The 20,321-nt window shown below is 55.0% G+C and carries 20 protein-coding genes; 18 read left to right on the forward strand and 2 right to left on the reverse strand.

Features of this window, described 5'->3' with window-relative positions:
• Positions 1-23: 23 nt before the first annotated feature.
• The 17 genes from atpE to ACNT1W_RS02130 all read left to right on the forward strand — a co-directional run bounded on the left by atpE (position 24) and on the right by ACNT1W_RS02130 (position 16,801).
• On the forward strand, positions 24-263 hold the full coding sequence (gene atpE, locus ACNT1W_RS02050; RefSeq protein ID WP_004093904.1) for a F0F1 ATP synthase subunit C: 240 nt from the start codon (positions 24-26) through the stop codon (positions 261-263).
• Between the two features lie 57 nt (positions 264-320).
• Positions 321-791 (forward strand): F0F1 ATP synthase subunit B, encoded by a 471-nt coding sequence (atpF, locus tag ACNT1W_RS02055; RefSeq protein ID WP_004950476.1) that lies wholly within the window; start codon positions 321-323, stop codon positions 789-791.
• Positions 792-805: 14 nt separating this feature from the next.
• Entirely contained in the window at positions 806-1,339 is a 534-nt protein-coding gene (gene atpH, locus ACNT1W_RS02060; RefSeq protein ID WP_012004482.1) for a F0F1 ATP synthase subunit delta, read from the forward strand.
• Positions 1,340-1,351: 12 nt separating this feature from the next.
• On the forward strand, positions 1,352-2,893 hold the full coding sequence (gene atpA / locus ACNT1W_RS02065; RefSeq protein ID WP_012004483.1) for a F0F1 ATP synthase subunit alpha: 1,542 nt from the start codon (positions 1,352-1,354) through the stop codon (positions 2,891-2,893).
• Positions 2,894-2,951: 58 nt separating this feature from the next.
• Positions 2,952-3,815 carry a F0F1 ATP synthase subunit gamma gene (atpG, locus tag ACNT1W_RS02070; RefSeq protein WP_012004484.1) on the forward strand — a complete coding sequence of 288 codons (864 nt, stop codon included), beginning with the start codon at positions 2,952-2,954 and terminating at the stop codon, positions 3,813-3,815.
• A 32-nt stretch (positions 3,816-3,847) separates the two neighbouring features.
• On the forward strand, positions 3,848-5,230 hold the full coding sequence (gene atpD, locus ACNT1W_RS02075) for a F0F1 ATP synthase subunit beta (protein ID WP_012004485.1): 1,383 nt from the start codon (positions 3,848-3,850) through the stop codon (positions 5,228-5,230).
• Between the two features lie 20 nt (positions 5,231-5,250).
• Complete coding sequence (locus ACNT1W_RS02080) at positions 5,251-5,670, forward strand: F0F1 ATP synthase subunit epsilon (RefSeq protein ID WP_004950490.1); 420 nt, start codon at positions 5,251-5,253, stop codon at positions 5,668-5,670.
• A 296-nt stretch (positions 5,671-5,966) separates the two neighbouring features.
• Positions 5,967-7,337, forward strand: a complete 1,371-nt coding sequence (glmU, locus tag ACNT1W_RS02085; RefSeq protein ID WP_115183504.1) for a bifunctional UDP-N-acetylglucosamine diphosphorylase/glucosamine-1-phosphate N-acetyltransferase GlmU — start codon at positions 5,967-5,969, stop codon at positions 7,335-7,337.
• Between the two features lie 211 nt (positions 7,338-7,548).
• The gene (gene glmS / locus ACNT1W_RS02090) at positions 7,549-9,378 is read left to right on the forward strand and encodes a glutamine--fructose-6-phosphate transaminase (isomerizing) (protein WP_012004487.1); all 1,830 of its coding nucleotides are present in this window, start codon (positions 7,549-7,551) and stop codon (positions 9,376-9,378) included.
• 329 nt (positions 9,379-9,707) lie between these two features.
• Positions 9,708-10,748, forward strand: coding sequence for a phosphate ABC transporter substrate-binding protein PstS (gene pstS, locus ACNT1W_RS02095; protein WP_012004488.1), 1,041 nt, complete (start codon positions 9,708-9,710; stop codon positions 10,746-10,748).
• A gap of 92 nt (positions 10,749-10,840) precedes the next feature.
• Positions 10,841-11,797 (forward strand): phosphate ABC transporter permease PstC, encoded by a 957-nt coding sequence (gene pstC / locus ACNT1W_RS02100; RefSeq protein ID WP_012004489.1) that lies wholly within the window; start codon positions 10,841-10,843, stop codon positions 11,795-11,797.
• 1 nt (position 11,798) lies between these two features.
• Positions 11,799-12,689, forward strand: a complete 891-nt coding sequence (pstA, locus tag ACNT1W_RS02105) for a phosphate ABC transporter permease PstA (protein WP_261099717.1) — start codon at positions 11,799-11,801, stop codon at positions 12,687-12,689.
• 48 nt (positions 12,690-12,737) lie between these two features.
• Entirely contained in the window at positions 12,738-13,514 is a 777-nt protein-coding gene (gene pstB, locus ACNT1W_RS02110; protein ID WP_012004491.1) for a phosphate ABC transporter ATP-binding protein PstB, read from the forward strand.
• Between the two features lie 11 nt (positions 13,515-13,525).
• Positions 13,526-14,260, forward strand: coding sequence for a phosphate signaling complex protein PhoU (gene phoU / locus ACNT1W_RS02115; protein ID WP_012004492.1), 735 nt, complete (start codon positions 13,526-13,528; stop codon positions 14,258-14,260).
• Positions 14,261-14,428: 168 nt separating this feature from the next.
• Positions 14,429-15,268, forward strand: coding sequence for an ABC transporter substrate-binding protein (locus ACNT1W_RS02120; protein WP_012004493.1), 840 nt, complete (start codon positions 14,429-14,431; stop codon positions 15,266-15,268).
• 77 nt (positions 15,269-15,345) lie between these two features.
• Entirely contained in the window at positions 15,346-16,059 is a 714-nt protein-coding gene (locus ACNT1W_RS02125) for an amino acid ABC transporter permease (protein ID WP_012004494.1), read from the forward strand.
• Between the two features lies 1 nt (position 16,060).
• Positions 16,061-16,801 carry an amino acid ABC transporter permease gene (locus tag ACNT1W_RS02130; RefSeq protein WP_017894485.1) on the forward strand — a complete coding sequence of 247 codons (741 nt, stop codon included), beginning with the start codon at positions 16,061-16,063 and terminating at the stop codon, positions 16,799-16,801.
• On the opposite strand, the gene yieH is transcribed toward ACNT1W_RS02130, so the two are convergent.
• Positions 16,794-17,459: a 6-phosphogluconate phosphatase gene (gene yieH, locus ACNT1W_RS02135; protein WP_012004496.1), complete on the reverse strand. Its 666-nt coding sequence runs from the start codon at positions 17,457-17,459 to the stop codon at positions 16,794-16,796. The genes ACNT1W_RS02130 and yieH overlap by 8 nt on opposite strands.
• Positions 17,460-17,684: 225 nt before the next feature.
• Between yieH and ACNT1W_RS02140 the strand changes: the two genes are divergently transcribed.
• Positions 17,685-19,022: an NCS2 family permease gene (locus ACNT1W_RS02140; protein WP_012004497.1), complete on the forward strand. Its 1,338-nt coding sequence runs from the start codon at positions 17,685-17,687 to the stop codon at positions 19,020-19,022.
• Between the two features lie 173 nt (positions 19,023-19,195).
• Here ACNT1W_RS02140 and ACNT1W_RS02145 read toward each other — a convergent pair whose 3' ends face one another.
• Entirely contained in the window at positions 19,196-20,248 is a 1,053-nt protein-coding gene (locus ACNT1W_RS02145) for a hypothetical protein (protein ID WP_218217351.1), read from the reverse strand.
• Positions 20,249-20,321: the final 73 nt, after the last annotated feature.

Raw genomic sequence — 20,321 nt, forward strand, 5'->3', positions numbered from 1 at the left:
ACTGAAACAAACTGGAGACTGTCATGGAAAACCTGAGTATGGATCTGCTGTACATGGCTGCCGCTGTGATGATGGGTTTAGCGGCAATCGGTGCTGCGATCGGTATCGGCATCCTGGGTGGTAAATTCTTGGAAGGCGCTGCACGTCAGCCTGACCTGATTCCTTTGCTGCGTACACAGTTCTTTATCGTTATGGGTCTGGTTGACGCCATCCCGATGATCGCTGTTGGTCTGGGTCTGTACGTGATGTTTGCTGTCGCGTAAGTAGAGAACTTCTCTACACTGAAACCACACTATTAACTTTTAAAGAGGCATTGTGCTGTGAATCTTAACGCAACAATCCTCGGCCAGGCCATCGCGTTCGTTCTGTTTGTCTGGTTCTGCATGAAGTACGTATGGCCGCCGATCATGGCAGCCATCGAGAAGCGTCAGGGAGAAATTGCTGACGGTCTCGCTTCTGCAGAACGTGCCAAAAAAGATTTGGACTTAGCGCAAGCCAATGCGACCGACCAGCTGAAAACTGCTAAAGCAGAAGCTCAGGTGATCATCGAGCAAGCAAACAAACGCAAAGCTCAGATCATGGATGAAGCGAAAGCCGAAGCCGAGCAGGAACGTAACAAAATCGTGGCGCAGGCTCAGGCTGAGATCGAAGCCGAACGTAAGCGCGCTCGTGAAGAGTTGCGTAAGCAAGTCGCGATGCTGGCAATTGCCGGCGCCGAGAAGATCATCGAACGTTCCGTGGATGAAGCTGCTAACAGCGACATCGTTGATAAACTGGTCGCTGAACTGTAAGGAGGGAGGGGCTGATGTCTGAATTTGTAACTGTAGCTCGCCCCTACGCCAAAGCAGCTTTTGACTTTGCCGTTGAGCATCAAAGCTTGGATCGCTGGCAGGATATGCTGGCGTTTGCGGCTGATGTCACTCGCAATGAACAGATTTCTGAACTGCTGGCTGGTGCTGTCGCACCGGAGACGCTGTCCAGAACGTTCATCGCGGTATGTGGCGAACAACTCGACGAACATGGCCAGAACTTTATCCGTGTAATGGCCGAAAATGGACGTTTACTGGTTCTTCCTGCGGTGCTGCAGCAGTTCATCGAACTGCGCGCTTTGCTGGAATCCACCGTCGAAGTCGAGGTGCTCTCTGCGAGCGCACTGAACGACAAACAGCTGGCTAATATTGCCGCTGCGATGGAAAAGCGTCTGTCACGCAAAGTTAAGCTGAATTGCAAAATTGACAAGTCTGTACTGGCCGGCGTAATTATCCGTGCTGGCGATATGGTGATTGATGGCAGCGTTCGCGGTCGTCTTGAACGCCTGACAGACGTCTTGCAGTCTTAAGGGGACTGGAGCATGCAACTGAATTCCACCGAAATCAGCGAACTGATCAAGCAGCGCATTGCTCAGTTCAATGTGGTGAGCGAAGCTCACAATGAAGGTACTATTGTTTCCGTCAGTGACGGGATCATCCGCGTACACGGTCTGGCCGAAGTTATGCAGGGCGAAATGATCGCACTGCCAGGCAACCGTTACGCAATCGCATTGAACCTGGAGCGCGACTCCGTAGGTGCTGTGGTTATGGGTCCGTACGCGGATCTGGCCGAAGGCATGAAGGTAAAATGTACCGGCCGTATTCTGGAAGTTCCGGTTGGCCGTGGCCTGCTGGGCCGTGTAGTTAACACCCTGGGCGCACCTATTGACGGTAAAGGCCCGGTTGATAACGACGGTTTCTCCCCGGTTGAAGCTATTGCCCCTGGTGTTATCGAGCGTCAGTCCGTAGATCAGCCGGTTCAAACTGGCTATAAATCTGTTGACGCCATGATCCCAATCGGCCGTGGCCAGCGTGAGCTGGTGATCGGTGACCGTCAGACAGGTAAAACTGCCCTGGCGATCGATGCGATCATCAACCAACGCGATTCCGGCATCAAATGTGTTTACGTGGCTATCGGCCAGAAAGCGTCCACCATCGCTAACGTGGTGCGCAAACTGGAAGAGCACGGCGCACTGGCAAACACCATCGTTGTGGTTGCTACCGCGTCTGAATCCGCTGCATTGCAATACCTGGCGCCATATGCCGGTTGTGCGATGGGTGAATACTTCCGTGACCGCGGTGAAGATGCGCTGATTGTTTATGATGACCTGTCCAAACAGGCCGTTGCATACCGTCAGATCTCCCTGCTGCTTCGTCGTCCACCAGGTCGTGAAGCTTACCCAGGCGACGTATTCTATCTCCACTCCCGTTTGCTGGAGCGTGCTGCGCGTGTTAACGCCGAATACGTTGAAGCCTTCACCAAAGGTGAAGTCAAAGGCCAAACCGGTTCACTGACTGCTCTGCCGATCATTGAAACCCAGGCGGGTGACGTTTCCGCGTTCGTTCCGACCAACGTAATCTCGATTACCGATGGTCAGATCTTCCTGGAATCCAACCTGTTTAACTCCGGTATTCGTCCGGCAGTTAACCCGGGTATCTCCGTATCCCGTGTGGGCGGTGCAGCGCAAACCAAGATCATGAAAAAACTGTCCGGTGGTATTCGTACCGCGCTGGCACAGTATCGTGAACTGGCTGCGTTCTCTCAGTTCGCTTCCGATCTGGATGATGCGACCCGCAAACAGCTGAGCCACGGTCAGAAAGTGACCGAGCTGCTGAAACAGAAACAGTATGCGCCGATGTCCGTCGCACAACAGTCTCTGGTGCTGTTTGCCGCAGAACGTGGCTTCCTGAACGACGTTGAAGTCGCGAAAGTCGTGAGCTTCGAAGCCGCGCTGGTTGCTTACGCAGACCGCGAGCATGCCGAGTTGCTGAACCACATCAACCAAACTGGCAATTTCAACGATGAGATCGAGGGCAAGCTGAAAGGCATCCTCGAGACCTTCAAGAAAACCCAGTCCTGGTAACGCTCAGCGGCCTGCAGTTGTAAAACAGCAGGCCGTCTGGCAATGAGGAGAAGCAGACATGGCCGGCGCAAAAGAGATACGTAGTAAGATCGCGAGCGTGCAAAACACGCAAAAGATCACTAAAGCGATGGAAATGGTCGCCGCCTCCAAAATGCGTAAATCGCAGGAACGCATGGCGGCCAGCCGTCCTTATGCAGAGACCATGCGCAAAGTGATTGGTCACCTTGCGTTGGGTAATCTGGAATATAAGCACCCGTACCTGGATGAGCGTGATGTTAAGCGCGTCGGGTATCTGGTGGTGTCTACTGACCGCGGTCTCTGTGGTGGCTTGAACATTAACCTGTTCAAGCGCCTGTTGGCAGAGATGAAAGGCTGGTCCGAAAAAGGTGTCGAAACAGATTTGGCACTGATTGGCTCTAAAGCGGCTTCTTTCTTTGGTTCCGTGGGCGGCAACGTGGTTGCCCAGGTCACCGGCATGGGGGATAACCCTTCCCTGTCGGAGCTGATCGGACCGGTGAAAGTGATGCTGCAAGCCTACGACGAAGGTCGTTTGGACAAGCTGTACATTGTCAGTAACAAATTTATCAATACGATGTCCCAAGAACCACAGATCGTTCAGCTGCTGCCGTTGCCGCCTGCCGAAGACGGTGAGCTGAAGAAAAAATCTTGGGATTACCTGTATGAACCCGATCCAAAAGTGCTGCTTGATACCTTGCTGCGTCGCTATGTGGAATCTCAGGTTTATCAGGGCGTCGTGGAAAACCTGGCCAGCGAGCAGGCCGCACGAATGGTAGCGATGAAAGCCGCAACCGATAACGGCGGTAGCCTGATCAAAGAGCTGCAGTTGGTATACAACAAGGCTCGTCAGGCCAGCATCACTCAGGAACTCACCGAGATCGTTTCGGGAGCCTCCGCGGTTTAAGCTAGGTTTACGAATTACGTAGAGGATTCAAGATGGCTACTGGAAAGATTATCCAGGTAATCGGCGCCGTAGTGGACGTCGAGTTCCCTCAGGATGCCGTACCAAAAGTGTACAACGCTCTTGAGGTAGAAAACGGTGCCAATAAGCTGGTGCTGGAAGTTCAGCAACAGTTGGGCGGTGGCGTGGTTCGCTGTATCGCAATGGGGACCTCTGATGGTCTGCGTCGCGGTCTGAAAGTCACTGACCTGGACCACCCAATTGAAGTACCGGTAGGTAAAGCTACCCTGGGCCGTATCATGAACGTATTGGGTGAACCAATCGACATGAAGGGCGATATCGGCGAAGAAGAACGTTGGGCGATTCACCGTCCGGCGCCAAGCTACGAAGATTTGGCCAACTCCCAGGATCTGCTGGAAACCGGTATCAAGGTAATGGACCTGATCTGCCCGTTCGCCAAGGGTGGTAAAGTCGGTCTGTTCGGTGGTGCGGGTGTTGGTAAAACCGTAAACATGATGGAGCTGATCCGTAACATCGCGATCGAGCACTCCGGTTATTCTGTGTTTGCGGGCGTGGGTGAGCGTACTCGTGAGGGTAACGACTTCTACCACGAAATGAACGACTCCAACGTACTGGATAAAGTATCCCTGGTTTACGGCCAGATGAACGAGCCACCGGGTAACCGTCTGCGCGTTGCTCTGACCGGTCTGACCATGGCGGAGAAATTCCGTGACGAAGGCCGTGACGTTCTGCTGTTCGTTGATAACATCTACCGTTATACCCTGGCCGGTACCGAAGTGTCCGCACTTCTGGGCCGTATGCCATCGGCGGTAGGTTATCAGCCAACGCTGGCGGAAGAGATGGGTGTTCTGCAAGAACGTATCACCTCTACCAAGACCGGTTCAATCACCTCCGTACAGGCCGTTTACGTCCCTGCGGATGACTTGACTGACCCGTCACCAGCCACCACCTTTGCTCACTTGGATGCAACTGTGGTACTGAGCCGTAATATCGCTTCTCTGGGTATCTACCCGGCCGTTGACCCGCTGGATTCTACCAGCCGTCAGCTGGATCCGCTGGTAGTTGGCCAGGAGCACTACGATGTAGCGCGTGGCGTGCAGTCCATTCTGCAACGCTATCAGGAACTGAAAGATATTATCGCAATCCTGGGTATGGACGAGCTGTCTGAAGAAGACAAACTGGTTGTATCCCGTGCGCGTAAAATCCAACGCTTCCTGTCTCAGCCGTTCTTCGTGGCAGAAGTCTTCACCGGTTCTCCGGGCAAGTTCGTATCGCTGAAAGACACCATTCGTGGTTTCAAAGGCATTATGGACGGCGACTATGACCACCTGCCTGAACAAGCGTTCTACATGGTTGGCACCATTGAAGAAGCAGTGGAAAAAGCCAAGAAACTGTAACGTCTTGAGAGGAGGGTGATATGGCTATGACTTACCATCTGGATGTAGTCAGCGCGGAAAAACATATGTTTTCCGGCCTGGTGCAAAAGATCCAGGTGACAGGTAGCGAAGGCGAACTGGGGATTTTCCCTGGTCATGCGCCGCTGCTGACTGCCATCAAGCCTGGCATGGTGCGTATTGTTAAACAACACGGTGAAGAAGAGTTCATCTACCTGTCCGGCGGTATCCTTGAGGTACAACCGAGCGTGGTCACCGTGCTGGCTGACACTGCTATCCGTGGAACGGACCTCGACGAAGCGAGAGCGCTGGAAGCCAAGCGTAAAGCTGAAGAACATATCAGTAGCTCTCATGGCGATGTCGACTATGCTCAGGCATCTGCAGAACTGGCGAAAGCGATCGCGAAACTTCGCGTTATCGAGCTCACCAGAAGATCGATGTAATATTTTGGCGCGTGCATAACGCAGCCAAAATTAAGAAAGCGGCCTATTGGGTCGCTTTTTTTTTGTTTTAAAATAAGCCTGATACCCCGGCAGGCATTGTGAGGTATAACCTTCAATAGAGGCTGGAAATGTCGCCGATCGCCGACAGTTATCCTCAGCATTGGGTTACTAGATCCTTAACTTCGGCGTGCTTAGTGCCCCAAGGCCTGAGCTGGGTTCGTGCAGAGAAATATGTAGTAATACCGTCACTAAAGAGTTCTACTTTCGTCTATTAAAATGGAGTTATCAGGTTGCTTATGTCGAACAGCGCAATGAGTGTGGTGATCCTCGCCGCGGGCAAGGGAACACGCATGTATTCCGATCTTCCCAAGGTGTTACATCCGTTGGCCGGCAAGCCGATGGTGCAGCACGTCATTGATGCCGCGATGAAACTGGGCGCGAAAAACGTCCATCTGGTGTACGGCCATGGCGGCGACTTGCTGAAAAACACCCTGACCGACGGCGCACTGAACTGGGTACTGCAGGCCGAGCAATTGGGTACCGGCCATGCCATGCAGCAAGCGGCCCCGCATTTTGCCGATGATGAAGACGTGCTGATGCTGTACGGCGACGTCCCGCTGATTTCTGTCGATACTTTGCAGCGTCTGATGGCCGCGAAACCCCAGGGCGGCATTGGCCTGCTGACGGTGAAGCTGGCTGACCCGAGCGGTTACGGACGAATCGTGCGTGAAAACGACCAGGTGGTGGGGATTGTTGAGCATAAAGATGCCAGCGAAGCCCAACGCCATATCAATGAAATCAACACCGGCATCCTGGTGGCCAACGGCCGCGATCTCAAGCGCTGGTTGGGGATGCTGAATAACGACAACGCACAGGGTGAATTCTACATCACCGATATCATTGCGCTGGCCCATGCCGACGGCAAGAAAATTGAAGCCGTGCATCCGTCACGCCTGAGTGAAGTGGAAGGCGTGAATAACCGTCTGCAACTGTCGCGGCTTGAGCGTATCTACCAGGCAGAACAGTCTGAAAAATTACTGTTGGCCGGCGTAATGCTGCTGGATCCGGCGCGTTTTGACCTGCGTGGGGAACTTGTGCACGGTCGCGACATCTCTATTGATGCCAACGTGATTATTGAAGGCACGGTCAAGCTCGGGGATAGAGTGAAAATCGGTGCCGGCTGCGTGTTGAAAAACTGCGTGATCGGCGATGACTGCGAAATCAGCCCGTACAGCGTGCTGGAAGATGCCGTGCTGGCAGCGGAATGCACCGTGGGTCCCTTTGCCCGCCTGCGTCCTGGCGCTGAGCTGGCGGTGGGTGCCCATGTCGGCAACTTCGTCGAAATGAAAAAGGCGCGTTTGGGCAAAGGTTCTAAAGCGGGCCATCTAAGCTACCTGGGCGACGCCGAGATTGGCGACGATGTGAATATTGGTGCCGGTACCATCACCTGTAACTATGATGGCGCCAATAAGTATAAAACCATTATCGGCGACGGCGTGTTTGTCGGTTCCGATACCCAACTGGTGGCGCCAGTGTCTGTCGGCAAAGGTTCTACCATTGCCGCAGGCACTACGGTGACCCGTGATATCGGCGAAGACGAACTGGTGCTGAGCCGCGTCAAGCAGGTGCATATCCAGGGCTGGCAGCGTCCGGTCAAGAAGAAGTAACAACTTAGACTCCCTCTCCTTTTGGGAGAGGGCCGGGGTGAGGGGGCTGACGGCTCCTCACTCTGTTTTGCCCTGTGCTTTGGTGCAGAGTGCAGGGCAAAACATAATAATCCCCATTCTCTACAGGCTCGGGGACGCACGGTAAAAACCGGCAAAATCAGGTCAAGGCATCGAAAGCGCCCCGAAAGGCGTTTAATTAGGAATACAACTGATGTGTGGAATTGTAGGCGCAGTAGCGCAACGTGATATTGCAGAGATTCTGTTGGAAGGGTTACGCCGCCTTGAGTACCGTGGCTACGACTCCGCCGGTTTGGCGGTGGTGGATGCCGAAGGCAACGTCAACCGTTTACGCCGCGTGGGCAAGGTTAACAAACTGACCGAAGCCGCTGAACAACATGAATTGCATGGGGGCACCGGTATTGCTCACACCCGCTGGGCAACGCACGGTGAACCTACCGAAGCTAACGCGCACCCGCATGTTTCTGATTACATTACTGTGGTGCATAACGGCATCATCGAAAACCACGAACCGCTGCGTGAACTGCTGATCGAACGCGGTTATCACTTCAGCTCTGAAACCGATACCGAGGTGATTGCTCACCTGGTGCATTGGGAACAGCGCCAGGGGGGCACCTTGCTGGAAGTGGTTCAGCGCGTGATCCCTCAGTTGCGTGGCGCATACGGCACCGTGGTGATGGACAGCCGCGACCCTAGCGTGCTGGTGGCTGCGCGCTCCGGCAGCCCGCTGGTTATCGGCCGTGGCGTGGGTGAAAACTTCCTGGCTTCCGATCAACTGGCATTGTTGCCGGTAACCCGCCGCTTTATCTTCCTGGAAGAAGGTGACGTGGTGGAGATGACTCGCCGCACCGTCAACATTTTCGATAAGCAGGGCAACGCCGTTGAGCGTCCTGAAATAGAATCCCAGGTACAGTACGACGCCGGTGACAAAGGTGCTTACCGTCACTACATGCAAAAAGAGATCTACGAACAGCCACTGGCGCTGAAGAACACCCTGGAAGGGCGTTTCAGCCAGGGCAAAATCAACCTGAGCGAGCTGGGCCCGCGTGCCGATGAACTGTTGGCGAAGGTGCAGCACGTGCAAATCATTGCCTGTGGGACGTCTTACCACTCCGGCATGGTTGCCCGCTATTGGTTCGAATCGCTGGCCGGCGTGCCTTGCGACGTGGAAATCGCGTCAGAATTCCGCTATCGCAAATCTGCTGTGCGTCCGGGCAGTCTGATCATTACCTTGTCGCAGTCCGGTGAAACTGCCGATACGCTGGCGGCACTGCGCCTGTCGAAGGAGCTGGGTTACCTCGGTTCGTTAGCCGTGTGCAACGTGGCCGGTTCTTCACTGGTGCGTGAATCCGATCTGGCACTGATGACCAAGGCCGGTACCGAAATCGGTGTTGCCTCCACCAAGGCCTTTACCACCCAGCTTGCGGTGCTGTTGATGCTGGTGGCGCGTTTGGGCCGACTGAAAGGTATGGCGGAAAGCGTTGAGCATGAAATCGTGCACGGCCTGCAGGCATTGCCGGCGCGTATCGAACAGATGCTGTCGCTGGACAAAAACATTGAAGCGTTGGCGGAAGGCTTCTCCGACAAGCATCACGCGCTGTTCCTCGGCCGTGGCGATCAGTACCCGATCGCGATGGAAGGTGCGCTGAAGCTCAAAGAGATCTCCTATATTCACGCGGAAGCCTATGCGGCCGGTGAGTTGAAACACGGCCCGTTGGCGTTGATCGATGCCGATATGCCGGTGATCGTGGTGGCGCCGAACAACGAACTGTTGGAAAAGCTGAAGTCCAACATTGAAGAAGTGCGCGCGCGCGGTGGCCAGTTGTACGTGTTCGCCGATCAGGATGCCGGTTTCGTCAGCAGCGAGGGTATGACTATCATCCCATTGCCGCACGTCGAAGAAATCGTGGCACCGATCTTCTACACCGTACCGTTGCAGCTGCTGTCTTACCACGTGGCCCTGATCAAAGGCACCGACGTTGACCAGCCGCGCAACCTGGCGAAGTCTGTCACGGTAGAGTAACTCGCTGCTGTTAACCTCTAAAAGCCGGCCACTGTGCCGGCTTTTTCATGATTGGATCAAATATGACAATGGTGCGACAGCAGGGATAAAAGTTGTCATATTCAAGCGGATAGGTGAGGTGGAACGGGTTTTTTCATTGATTAATTACTGAGTGTTTCATTCTTTAACTGACTGATTTTAAATGAGTAGATAGCACAGCGCCCTCACTGTAATATAACTGTCATATTTCGTACATTTAACTGTCACCAAACTGTCCTATTTTCCCTCCTGCAGCAATACTTACTCAAAACGACCTAGATCGATTTTTGAATACCCCATTAGGAGTGATTATGAAACTGATGCGTACCACCGTCGCCAGTATTGTGGCAGCGACTTTCTCCCTGACCGCCGTGTCCGCGTTCGCTGCTGCTAGCCTGACCGGTGCAGGTGCGACATTCCCCGCTCCGGTTTATGCCAAGTGGGCAGATTCTTATCAGAAAGAAACCGGCAACAAAGTTAACTATCAGGGCATCGGCTCTTCTGGTGGCGTGAAGCAAATCATCGCCAACACCGTTGACTTTGGTGCTTCCGATGCGCCTTTGAGTGACGAAAAACTGGCTGCTGATGGCCTGTTCCAGTTCCCTACCGTGATCGGTGGCGTGGTGCTGGCAGTAAACATCCCGGGCATTAAATCCGGTGAGCTGACCCTGGACGGTAAAACTCTGGGCGATATCTATCTGGGTAACGTGAAAAAATGGAACGACCCGGCGATCACCAAGCTCAACCCAGGCGTTAAGCTGCCGGATCAGAACATTGCCGTTGTGCGTCGTGCTGATGGTTCAGGCACCTCGTTCGTGTTCACCAGCTATCTGTCTAAAGCCAACGCGCAGTGGAAAGAGAAAATCGGCGCAGGCTCTACCGTTAACTGGCCAACCGGTCTGGGCGGCAAGGGTAACGACGGTATCGCAGCCTTCGTACAGCGTCTGCCAGGTTCTATCGGCTACGTTGAATACGCTTACGCCAAGCAGAACAACCTGGCTTACACCAAGCTGATTTCTGCCGATGGCAAAGCGGTTAGCCCGACGGAAGAGAGCTTCAGCGCCGCTGCCAAAGGCGTGGACTGGAGCAAGACCTTCGCACAGGACCTGACTGACCAGAAAGGCGACAACGCCTGGCCAATCACTTCCACCACCTTCATCCTGGTGCACAAAGAGCAGAAAAACCCGGCTCAGGGCACCGAAGTCCTGAAGTTCTTTGACTGGGCGTACAAAACGGGCGCCAAGCAGGCTAATGACCTGGATTACGCCACTCTGCCGAATGAAGTGATCGAGCAGGTGCGTGCAGCATGGAAAACCAACGTAAAAGACAGTTCCGGTAAAGCGCTGTACTAACAACGCAGGGGCGCGTGATTCGGCGCGCCCCACTCAGTTTTTCAGGGCCTGACCCATGTTGGGCCTGCCAGGGTTAAAACAGAGAGTGATCTATGGCTGAGTACAAGCCGACCATGAAAGCACCGAGTAAAAATGGTGACGTCATCTTCAGCGCGCTGGTTAAACTGGCAGCGCTGATTACCCTATTGTTGCTGGGCGGCATTATTGTTTCGCTGATCTTCGCCTCCTGGCCGAGCATCCAGAAATTCGGTTTCTCCTTCCTGTGGACCAAAGAGTGGGACGCGCCTGCCGAACAGTTCGGTGCGCTGGTGCCGATTTACGGCACCGTAGTGACCTCGTTGATCGCACTGATTATCGCCGTACCCGTCAGTTTTGGTATTGCCCTGTTCCTGACCGAGCTGGCGCCAAACTGGCTGCGACGCCCGCTGGGGATCGCCATTGAACTGCTGGCGGCAATTCCAAGTATCGTTTACGGCATGTGGGGCCTGTTCGTGTTTGCTCCGCTGTTTGCCGAATATTTCCAGACTCCGGTTGGCGACGTGCTGTCCGGCATTCCGATTGTCGGTGAGTTGTTCTCTGGCCCGGCGTTCGGTATCGGTATTCTGGCTGCCGGGGTGATCCTGGCGATTATGATTATTCCTTACATCGCCGCCGTGATGCGCGATGTGTTCGAACAGACCCCGGTGATGATGAAAGAGTCGGCCTATGGCATCGGCTGCACCACCTGGGAAGTGATCTGGCGTATCGTGCTGCCGTTTACCAAGAATGGCGTGATTGGCGGTGTGATGCTGGGGTTGGGCCGCGCGCTGGGGGAAACCATGGCGGTGACCTTTATCATCGGTAACACCTACCAGCTCGACAGCGCCTCACTGTATATGCCGGGCAACAGTATTACCTCTGCGCTGGCCAACGAATTCGCCGAAGCGGAGTCTGGGGTTCACACCGCCGCGTTGATGGAGCTGGGCCTGATCCTGTTTGTTATCACCTTTATCGTCCTGGCGCTGTCGAAGTTGATGGTTATGCGTCTGGCCAAGAAGGAGGGACGCTAACGTGGCGACTATGGAAATGCAAAACAACCTGGCGCTGTTGGAAAGCCGTCGCAAAATGCAGGCCTGGCGCCGTCAGAAAAACCGCCTGGCACTGTTCTTGTCGATGGCGACCATGGCGTTTGGCCTGTTCTGGCTGGTGTGGATCCTGTTTTCCACCGTGACCAAAGGCATCGACGGCATGTCGCTGGCGCTGTTCACCGAAATGACGCCGCCGCCGAACACTGCGGGCGGCGGCCTGGCTAACGCCATCGCCGGTAGCGGGCTGTTGATCATGTGGGCGACGATTTTTGGCACACCGCTGGGCATCATGGCCGGCATTTACCTGGCAGAATACGGCCGTAAATCCTGGCTGGCGGAAGTCATCCGCTTTATTAACGACATCCTGTTATCGGCACCGTCGATCGTCGTGGGCCTGTTCGTCTACACCATCGTGGTGGCGAAGATGCAGCACTTCTCCGGTTGGGCCGGGATTATCGCACTGGCGCTGTTACAGGTGCCGATCGTAATTCGAACCACTGAAAATATGCTGAAACTGGTGCCGGATACGCTGCGTGAGGCGGCTTACGCGCTGGGTACACCGAAATGGCGCATGATTTCCGCCATTACGCTGAAAGCCTCGGTCTCCGGCATTATCACCGGTGTGTTGCTGGCAATTGCGCGTATCGCCGGGGAAACCGCACCGCTGCTGTTTACCTCGCTGTCGAATCAGTTCTGGAGCACCGACCTGATGCAGCCGATCGCCAACCTGCCGGTGACCATTTTCAAATTCGCCATGAGCCCGTTCGCCGAATGGCAAGAGCTGGCCTGGGCCGGGGTGCTGTTGATTACCCTGTGTGTATTGGTACTGAATATCTTGGCGCGAGTAGTTTTCGCCAAGCAAAAGCATTCATAAAATTTTGAGCGCGGCCCTGGCGGCGCTGATGAAAAGAGAGAAGTCTTGATGAGTATGGTTAACGACGCTTCCAGCAGCAAAATTCAGGTACGCGATCTGAACTTCTACTATGGCAAATTCCATGCGCTGAAAAACATCACGCTGGATATCGCCAAGAACAAGGTTACCGCGTTTATCGGTCCATCCGGTTGTGGCAAATCAACCCTGCTGCGCACTTTCAACAAGATGTATCAGTTATACCCTGAGCAGCGTGCAGAAGGCGGCATCCTGCTGGATGGGCAGAACATTCTGACCGACAACTCGGATATCGCCCTGCTGCGTGCCAAGGTCGGCATGGTGTTCCAGAAGCCGACGCCTTTCCCGATGTCGATTTACGACAATATAGCCTTCGGTGTACGTCTGTTTGAAAAGCTGTCGCGTGCCGACATGGATGAGCGCGTGCAGTGGGCTTTGACCAAGGCGGCGCTGTGGAACGAAACCAAGGACAAGCTGCACCAGAGCGGTTACAGCCTGTCCGGCGGCCAGCAGCAGCGCCTGTGTATCGCCCGCGGCATCGCTATTCGTCCGGACGTCTTGTTGCTCGATGAGCCCTGCTCGGCGCTGGATCCGATTTCTACCGGTAAAATTGAAGAGCTGATCAGCGAACTGAAGTCTGACTACACCGTGGTGATCGTCACCCACAACATGCAGCAGGCCGCACGTTGCTCTGACTCCACGGCATTTATGTATCTGGGCGAACTGATCGAGTTCAGTGATACTGACACCCTGTTCACCGCGCCACAGAAAAAACAGACCGAAGACTACATCACTGGCCGTTATGGTTGATAGGATGCATCATGGATAACCTGAATTTAAATAAACACATTTCCGGCCAGTTCAACGCAGAACTTGAGCACATCCGCACCCAGGTGTTGACCATGGGCGGGCTGGTGGAGCAGCAATTGACCGACGCCATTACCGCGATGCACAACCAGGACGGTGAGTTGGCCAAGCGGGTGATCGAAGGCGACGCCAAGGTCAATATGATGGAAGTGGCGATCGACGAGGCCTGCGTGCGCATCATTGCCAAACGCCAGCCGACCGCCAGCGACCTGCGCCTGGTGATGGCGATCATCAAAACCATCTCCGAGCTGGAGCGTATCGGCGACGTGGCGGACAAAATCTGCCGCACCGCGCTGGAAAAGTTCTCGCACCAGCACCAGCCACTGTTGGTCAGCCTGGAGTCGCTGGGCCGCCATACCGTGCAGATGCTGCATGACGTGCTGGACGCCTTCGCGCGTATGGATCTGGATGAAGCGATCCGAATTTACCGTGAAGACAGGAAGGTCGATCAGGAATATGAAGGCATCGTGCGTCAGTTGATGACTTACATGATGGAAGACACACGCACCATTCCCAGCGTGCTGACTGCGTTGTTCTGCGCCCGTTCAATCGAGCGTATCGGTGACCGTTGCCAGAACATCTGCGAATTTATCTTCTATTTCGTGAAAGGCCAGGACTTCCGTCATATTGGTGGCGATGCGCTGGAAAAACTGTTGTCCTCCGACGGTAAAGACGAGGAAAAAGAGTAATATCCCCTCGGGTCAGCTCTTAAAAGGCGCAGAAAACTGCGCCTTTATGCCGTTTAAAACCCCTAAAGACAAAATGGTTATAAATATAGCTTTTTATATTATTTCCTGACCTAAGTGGGTCTTGCTAGCGTAGCAGCCAGCAGGACATCAACCCCTTAGGAGCAACTCATGAAACATCGCGTTTTGGCCTTAACTTTGTTAGCCAGCCTGACCAGCCTCGCCACCGGTGCCGCGCACGCGGACAAACTCGACGACATCAAGAAAGCCGGCGTAGTGCGTATCGCGGTGTTCGACAGCAACCCTCCATTCGGTTATATCGATCCGCAAAGCAAAAAGCTGGTGGGTTATGACGTTGATGTGGCCGATGCGATCGGCAAGGCGCTGGGGGTGAAGGTGGAGCTGCGTGCCACTAACCCGGCCAACCGCATTCCTTTGCTGGTGTCGAAAAAGGTCGATTTGATCGCCGCCAACTTCACCATTACTGACGAGCGCGCCAAGGAAGTGAACTTCAGCGTGCCGTACTTCGCTACCGGCCAGAAATTTATCGCCCATAAAGGCGTGCTGAAAACCCCGGAAGACATCAAAAAACTGCGTATCGGCGCGGACAAAGGCACGGTGCAGGAGATTACCCTGCGTGAACATTACCCGACGGCCAAAGTGATCTCTTACGACGACACTCCGCTGGCGTTCGTCGCCCTGCGCAACGGCAACGTGCAGGCGATCACTCAGGATGATGCCAAGCTGGTGGGCCTGCTCGGCAATCTGCCGGCGGCACAAAAGGCAGATTTCGAGATCTCGCCGTTCAGCATTACCAAAGAATACCAGGGGGTTGGCATTCCTAAAGGCGAAGATCGCCTGACCGCCAGCGTTAACGACACGCTGATCAAGCTGGAAAAAGACGGTGAAGCGGCGAAGATCTACGATCGCTGGTTTGGCCCGGAAACCAAAACCGCGCAGCCACGCGGCGACTTCAAAATCGCGCCTTTGGATCAACAGCCGAAGGCCTGATTTTCACGGGCTGAAATATGTTTGGAGGGGCGCAGCTTGCTGCGCCCCTGACGCATTTTGCAAGACAAGGATTGACCATGAATCTGGACTGGCTGCTGGCGCCGGAGTATCTGAGCTGGCTGTGGCGGGGTTTCCTGCTGACGCTGTGGCTTTCCGCCTGCGCGAGCCTGGCCGCCACGCTGTTGGGGTTTTTACTGACCGCGATGCGTGACAGCCGCCTGCGGGCACTGCGTTGGTTGGCGGTGGGTTACAGTTCGTTGTTTCGCAATACGCCGTTGCTGGTACAGCTGTTCTTCTGGTATTTCGCCGCCGGGCAGATCCTGCCGTCCGCCGCCATGCAGTGGCTGAATACTTCACATCAAATAGGCCCGCTTGAGTGGCCGTCGTTTGAATTTCTCGCCGGTTTTTTCGGTCTGACGCTGTACTCCAGTGCCTTTATCGCCGAAGAGATCCGTTCCGGCATCCGTGGTGTCGCCGGTGGGCAAAAATATGCGGCCAACGCGCTGGGATTAACCGGCTGGCAGGCGATGCGCTACGTGGTGCTGCCACAGGCGCTGAAAATCGCCATGCCGCCGCTGCTGGGCCAGTACATGAACGTGATAAAAAACTCCTCGCTGACCATGGCGATCGGCGTTGCCGAACTGTCCTATGCTTCGCGTCAGGTGGAAACCGAGACGCTGCGCACCTTCCAGGCGTTTGGCGTGGCGACGGTGCTGTACATCGCCATCATTGCCCTGTTGGAAGGCTGGGGTATGTGGCGACAGCAGCGTAAACCGCTGAGAGGGCATTAAGATGGATTTCAGCGTCATTTACGATAATCTGGGTTATCTGCTGTGGGGCACCTGGCCGGACGGCCCGCTGGGCGGCGCAGCGCTGACGTTGGCGATCAGCCTGATGGCCGGTGTGGCTTCGGCCATTATCGGCACGCTGTTGGGGGTGGCACTGGCGATGTCACGCGGCGTAGCGGCCGGGTTACTGGCCATGCTGCTGGGGTTTTTCCGCGCCATCCCGGTGATCATGCTGATTTTCTGGACCTATTTCCTGTTACCGATCGTTTTTGGCGTGGATATTCCGGAAATCACCACCGTGGTTTGCGCCCTGGCGCTGATCGCCTCGGCCTATCTGGCTCACGCGGTGAAGGCGGGGATCGCCGCCATCGGTCCGGGGCAGTGGCAGGCGGGTTTATCGCTAGGATTGACTCGCTGGCAAACGCTACGGATGATCGTGCTGCCTCAGGCGCTGCGCATGATGGTGCCTTCGTTTATCAACCAGTGGATTTCGTTGATCAAGGACACTTCGCTGGCCTATATCGTCGGCGTCGGTGAGCTGACGTTCCTGGCGACCCAGGTCAACAACCGCAGCATGGTGTACCCGATGGAAGTCTTCCTGTTTATCGCCCTGGTGTACTTTGTGTTTTGTCTGGCGCTGGATCTGCTGGCCAATGCGGTCAACCGCCGCTTTAGCCCGCAGACCCGGGCGTTGAAACGCTCATGGCGCTGGTGGCGCAATAAGCCGCCGTTGCCGGCTAGCTAGTCAACTGCCAGCCGCGTTCACGCCACAGCGCTGGTAATTGCGCCAAATCGTCGAATGCGGTGACCAGCGGATGGTCGATCGGTTGGTTGTGCGGATCGGCGCAGAAGTAAAATACCGGGATCCCGGCGGCGATCCCCGCCTGCGCACCGGCAGCGGAGTCGTCCACCAGGATGCAACGCTCCACCGGCACCCGCATTTTTTCGGCGGCGTGAAACACGATCGCCGGGTCCGGTTTCCAGCGCTGAATGTCATAGCCGCTGAACAACCGGTCATCAAAATAGTGCAGCATGTCGGTCAGGCCGAGCGAGTGCTGCATTTTGCTGACCGGGCCGTTAGACACGGTACACATTGGTACTGTCACCTGCGCCAGCAGCTCGCGCGCACCGGCAATCTGCTGCAATTCGCTGTCAAACAGACGGGCCACTTCCTGACGGTATAAAGGCTCCAGCTCTTCCTTCGGCAAGGCGACGCCGTGCTCCGCATTAACCTGTTCGATAATCTCGTACAGCTTTACCCCTTTGTACTTCCTGAATACCTCGTCCAGCGAAAGGTGAATGCCATAGTGGGCAAACATGTGCACATAGGCTTTGCTGCACAGCACTTCGCTGTCCACCAGCGTGCCGTCGCAATCAAACAAAATACAGTCAATTTGGTTCATCAGGGGCCGTGTCCTTCGGTTATGCGGTGATAATGCCACTTTAACCGCATCAGGCAGGATTGCGACCCCAGAATCACGGATTGCCGATCAATCTCAGGAAATACAATCTGTTGAAGTTTTTAGCCGTAAAGACGGCGAAAAAAAGCTGTGAGCGGCGTCAAAACCCTGACTTTTTGTTATAGGATAGCCGGCGACGGTCCATTCCCTTCTTCGGAATTTCTGAAAATGAACAAACAAGTCACTGGCCTTGACGTTGAGCAAGGCTTGCTTGGGCGCGTGTTTAAGCTCAAGCAACATGGCACCACGGCGCGTACGGAAACGATTGCCGGTATTACTACCTTCCTGACCATGGTGTATATCGTGTTCGTTAACCCTCAAATTCTGGGTGCGGCGGGCATGGATACGCAGGCGGTGTTCGTAACCACCTGCCTGATTGCCGCTTTCGGCAGTATTTTTATGGGCCTGCTGGCGAATCTGCCGGTGGCGCTGGCGCCGGCTATGGGCCTCAATGCGTTCTTCGCCTTTGTGGTCGTGGGCGCAATGGGCATTTCATGGCAGGTCGGCATGGGAGCCATCTTCTGGGGCGCGGTCGGTTTGTTACTGCTGACCATTTTCCGCGTCCGCTACTGGATGATTGCCAATATTCCCATGAGCCTGCGGGTGGGGATCACCAGCGGTATCGGCCTGTTTATCGGCATGATGGGGCTGAAAAATGCCGGTATCGTGGTGGCGAACCCGGATACGCTGGTGACCATCGGCAGTCTGACCTCGCACAACGTGCTGCTGGGTGCGCTGGGCTTCTTTATTATTGCCGTGCTGTCCTCACGTAATTTCCATGCGGCGGTGCTGGTTTCCATCGTGGTAACCACCCTGATCGGCTGGGCGCTGGGCGATGTGAAATACGGCGGCGTGTTCTCCATGCCTCCGAACATTACTTCGGTGGTGGGTCAGGTTGATTTGGCGGGGGCGCTGAACATTGGCCTGGCAGGGGTGATTTTCTCCTTTATGTTGGTGAATCTGTTCGACTCCTCCGGCACTTTGATTGGCGTGACCGATAAGGCGGGTCTGACCGACGCGACGGGTAAATTCCCGCGCATGAAGCAGGCGCTGTACGTGGACAGCATCAGTTCGGTGGCCGGTTCGTTTGTCGGCACCTCTTCCGTTACCGCCTACATTGAAAGTTCCGCCGGGGTTTCCGTCGGCGGCCGTACCGGTCTGACCGCGGTGGTTACCGGTATTCTGTTCCTGTTGGTGATTTTCCTGTCGCCATTGGCAGGCATGGTTCCGGCTTATGCGGCTGCCGGCGCGTTGATCTACGTGGGCGTGCTGATGACATCCAGCCTGGCGCGGGTGAAGTGGGATGACCTGACCGAAGCAGTACCGGCGTTTGTGACCGCGGTGATGATGCCGTTCAGTTTCTCAATTACCGAGGGTATCGCGCTCGGCTTTATTTCTTACTGCGTGATGAAGTTGGGTACCGGCCGCTGGCGTGAAATCAGCCCATGCGTGGTAGTGGTAGCGCTGCTGTTTGTGCTGAAGATTGTTTTTGTCGACGGTCACTGATACGAAAGAAGAGGGCCGACAAATGTCGGCCTGGGGTTTGCTTTTAGCCTGAGATACTCGGGCCTAGCGCACCGAGGGGCGCTCCGGCAGCTGAAGCTGCTACGACCCCTTCGGCACGCTCTCCCTAATAACTAACTTTCTCCGTAGCCTGCAAGCCAATGCGTGTAGTTATCTTAGGCGCCCGGCGTTGCATCGGGTGCCTGATGCAACATCCACTGCAACGGCCGTTTAAAACGCGCCCGCCAGCCGCCATCGGGGCTCTCGCCCTGGGAAAAATGCAAAACCTTCACCTGATTATTCTCACCGAACAGATTGGCAAAGTGCATTGCCAGTGCCTGATCGCTGAAGTTTTGCCGTTCGTAGTAGGCCACCACCAGCCGCTTATGGGTCGCCAGCGATTGCTGTGCCTGTTTGATCCCGCCATTTGGGGCAATCAGCAGCGCACCGGCATAAAGTTGCGGGTATTTGGCCAACAGATTGGCGGCATGTAGCGCCCCCTGTCCGCGGGCGGCAAGGTAGATTTTCTGCGGATTGAGCTTTAATTCTTCGGTGGATGGCTGCAGAACCCGCTGGATCGCGCTCTGGGTGCTTTCGTCACTGTAATTTGACCAGCGGAAACTGTTTTCCGACAGCATCTGGGTGCCGTTGATCTCTATATAGGCGACGCCAATCTCACTAAAAAACAAGCGTTCTTCCGGTGTGATACCGGCGCTTTTGCCATAGGTGTGCAGGTACACCACCGTTGGCCAGCCTCCGGGCGGCGGTGGGCCGTCAGGAATGGCATAGCTGGCTTTGCCTTCGAACCAATGAGCATGTTGCAGATAACGGGCTTTGGTTGCCGCCAGAATTGACTGGTAGGTACTGCCGTGTTGGATATTGTTGAAGGCGTCGTCCTCCAGCAGATTGTAGTAATACCATAACCCGCGATCGGCACTCAGTTGCAGATAGCGTTCTGCCAGTTCGGTCTGGCCCTTTTCCGCTGAGGAAGCCGCCAGTTGATAAGGTGCCCATATGTTACGGCCGTCTTCACGCATCAGCGTCAGATACAACGACATGGCTGCGATCTTTTTATCTTCCTGGCTCTGGGTGGTGCGTGGCAGTTGGGTGCTGAGTGGGCTATGTACCGGTAGCTCGATCGGCTCTTCTCCGGCGGGATAACGCATTTCTGTGGCTAATAGTGGTCTGGTGGTGAAAGCCAGTAAGATGGCTAAAATAAAAAAATACATAATTTTATGACTTTAATTTTAATGGGTTGGTAGTAACTCTCTGATTGAAATGACGCCTTCAATCGAATTTTTT

Source organism: Serratia sp. NFX21 (assembly GCF_048517035.1).
Lineage (GTDB): Bacteria > Pseudomonadota > Gammaproteobacteria > Enterobacterales > Enterobacteriaceae > Serratia > Serratia quinivorans.

What these genes read in the sequence shown, in the direction of transcription:
- phoU (WP_012004492.1), top strand. Translation starts at nt 13,526, where the DNA reads ATGGATAACCTGAATTTAAATAAACACATTTCCGGCCAGTTCAACGCA.
- glmS (WP_012004487.1), top strand. Translation starts at nt 7,549, where the DNA reads ATGTGTGGAATTGTAGGCGCAGTAGCGCAACGTGATATTGCAGAGATT.
- ACNT1W_RS02080 (WP_004950490.1), top strand. Translation starts at nt 5,251, where the DNA reads ATGGCTATGACTTACCATCTGGATGTAGTCAGCGCGGAAAAACATATG.
- pstS (WP_012004488.1), top strand. Translation starts at nt 9,708, where the DNA reads ATGAAACTGATGCGTACCACCGTCGCCAGTATTGTGGCAGCGACTTTC.
- atpA (WP_012004483.1), top strand. Translation starts at nt 1,352, where the DNA reads ATGCAACTGAATTCCACCGAAATCAGCGAACTGATCAAGCAGCGCATT.
- ACNT1W_RS02140 (WP_012004497.1), top strand. Translation starts at nt 17,685, where the DNA reads ATGAACAAACAAGTCACTGGCCTTGACGTTGAGCAAGGCTTGCTTGGG.
- ACNT1W_RS02130 (WP_017894485.1), top strand. Translation starts at nt 16,061, where the DNA reads ATGGATTTCAGCGTCATTTACGATAATCTGGGTTATCTGCTGTGGGGC.
- atpG (WP_012004484.1), top strand. Translation starts at nt 2,952, where the DNA reads ATGGCCGGCGCAAAAGAGATACGTAGTAAGATCGCGAGCGTGCAAAAC.
- atpH (WP_012004482.1), top strand. Translation starts at nt 806, where the DNA reads ATGTCTGAATTTGTAACTGTAGCTCGCCCCTACGCCAAAGCAGCTTTT.
- pstC (WP_012004489.1), top strand. Translation starts at nt 10,841, where the DNA reads ATGGCTGAGTACAAGCCGACCATGAAAGCACCGAGTAAAAATGGTGAC.
- atpE (WP_004093904.1), top strand. Translation starts at nt 24, where the DNA reads ATGGAAAACCTGAGTATGGATCTGCTGTACATGGCTGCCGCTGTGATG.
- yieH (WP_012004496.1), bottom strand. Translation starts at nt 17,459, where the DNA reads ATGAACCAAATTGACTGTATTTTGTTTGATTGCGACGGCACGCTGGTG.
- atpD (WP_012004485.1), top strand. Translation starts at nt 3,848, where the DNA reads ATGGCTACTGGAAAGATTATCCAGGTAATCGGCGCCGTAGTGGACGTC.
- glmU (WP_115183504.1), top strand. Translation starts at nt 5,967, where the DNA reads ATGTCGAACAGCGCAATGAGTGTGGTGATCCTCGCCGCGGGCAAGGGA.
- ACNT1W_RS02125 (WP_012004494.1), top strand. Translation starts at nt 15,346, where the DNA reads ATGAATCTGGACTGGCTGCTGGCGCCGGAGTATCTGAGCTGGCTGTGG.
- ACNT1W_RS02120 (WP_012004493.1), top strand. Translation starts at nt 14,429, where the DNA reads ATGAAACATCGCGTTTTGGCCTTAACTTTGTTAGCCAGCCTGACCAGC.
- pstB (WP_012004491.1), top strand. Translation starts at nt 12,738, where the DNA reads ATGAGTATGGTTAACGACGCTTCCAGCAGCAAAATTCAGGTACGCGAT.
- ACNT1W_RS02145 (WP_218217351.1), bottom strand. Translation starts at nt 20,248, where the DNA reads ATGTATTTTTTTATTTTAGCCATCTTACTGGCTTTCACCACCAGACCA.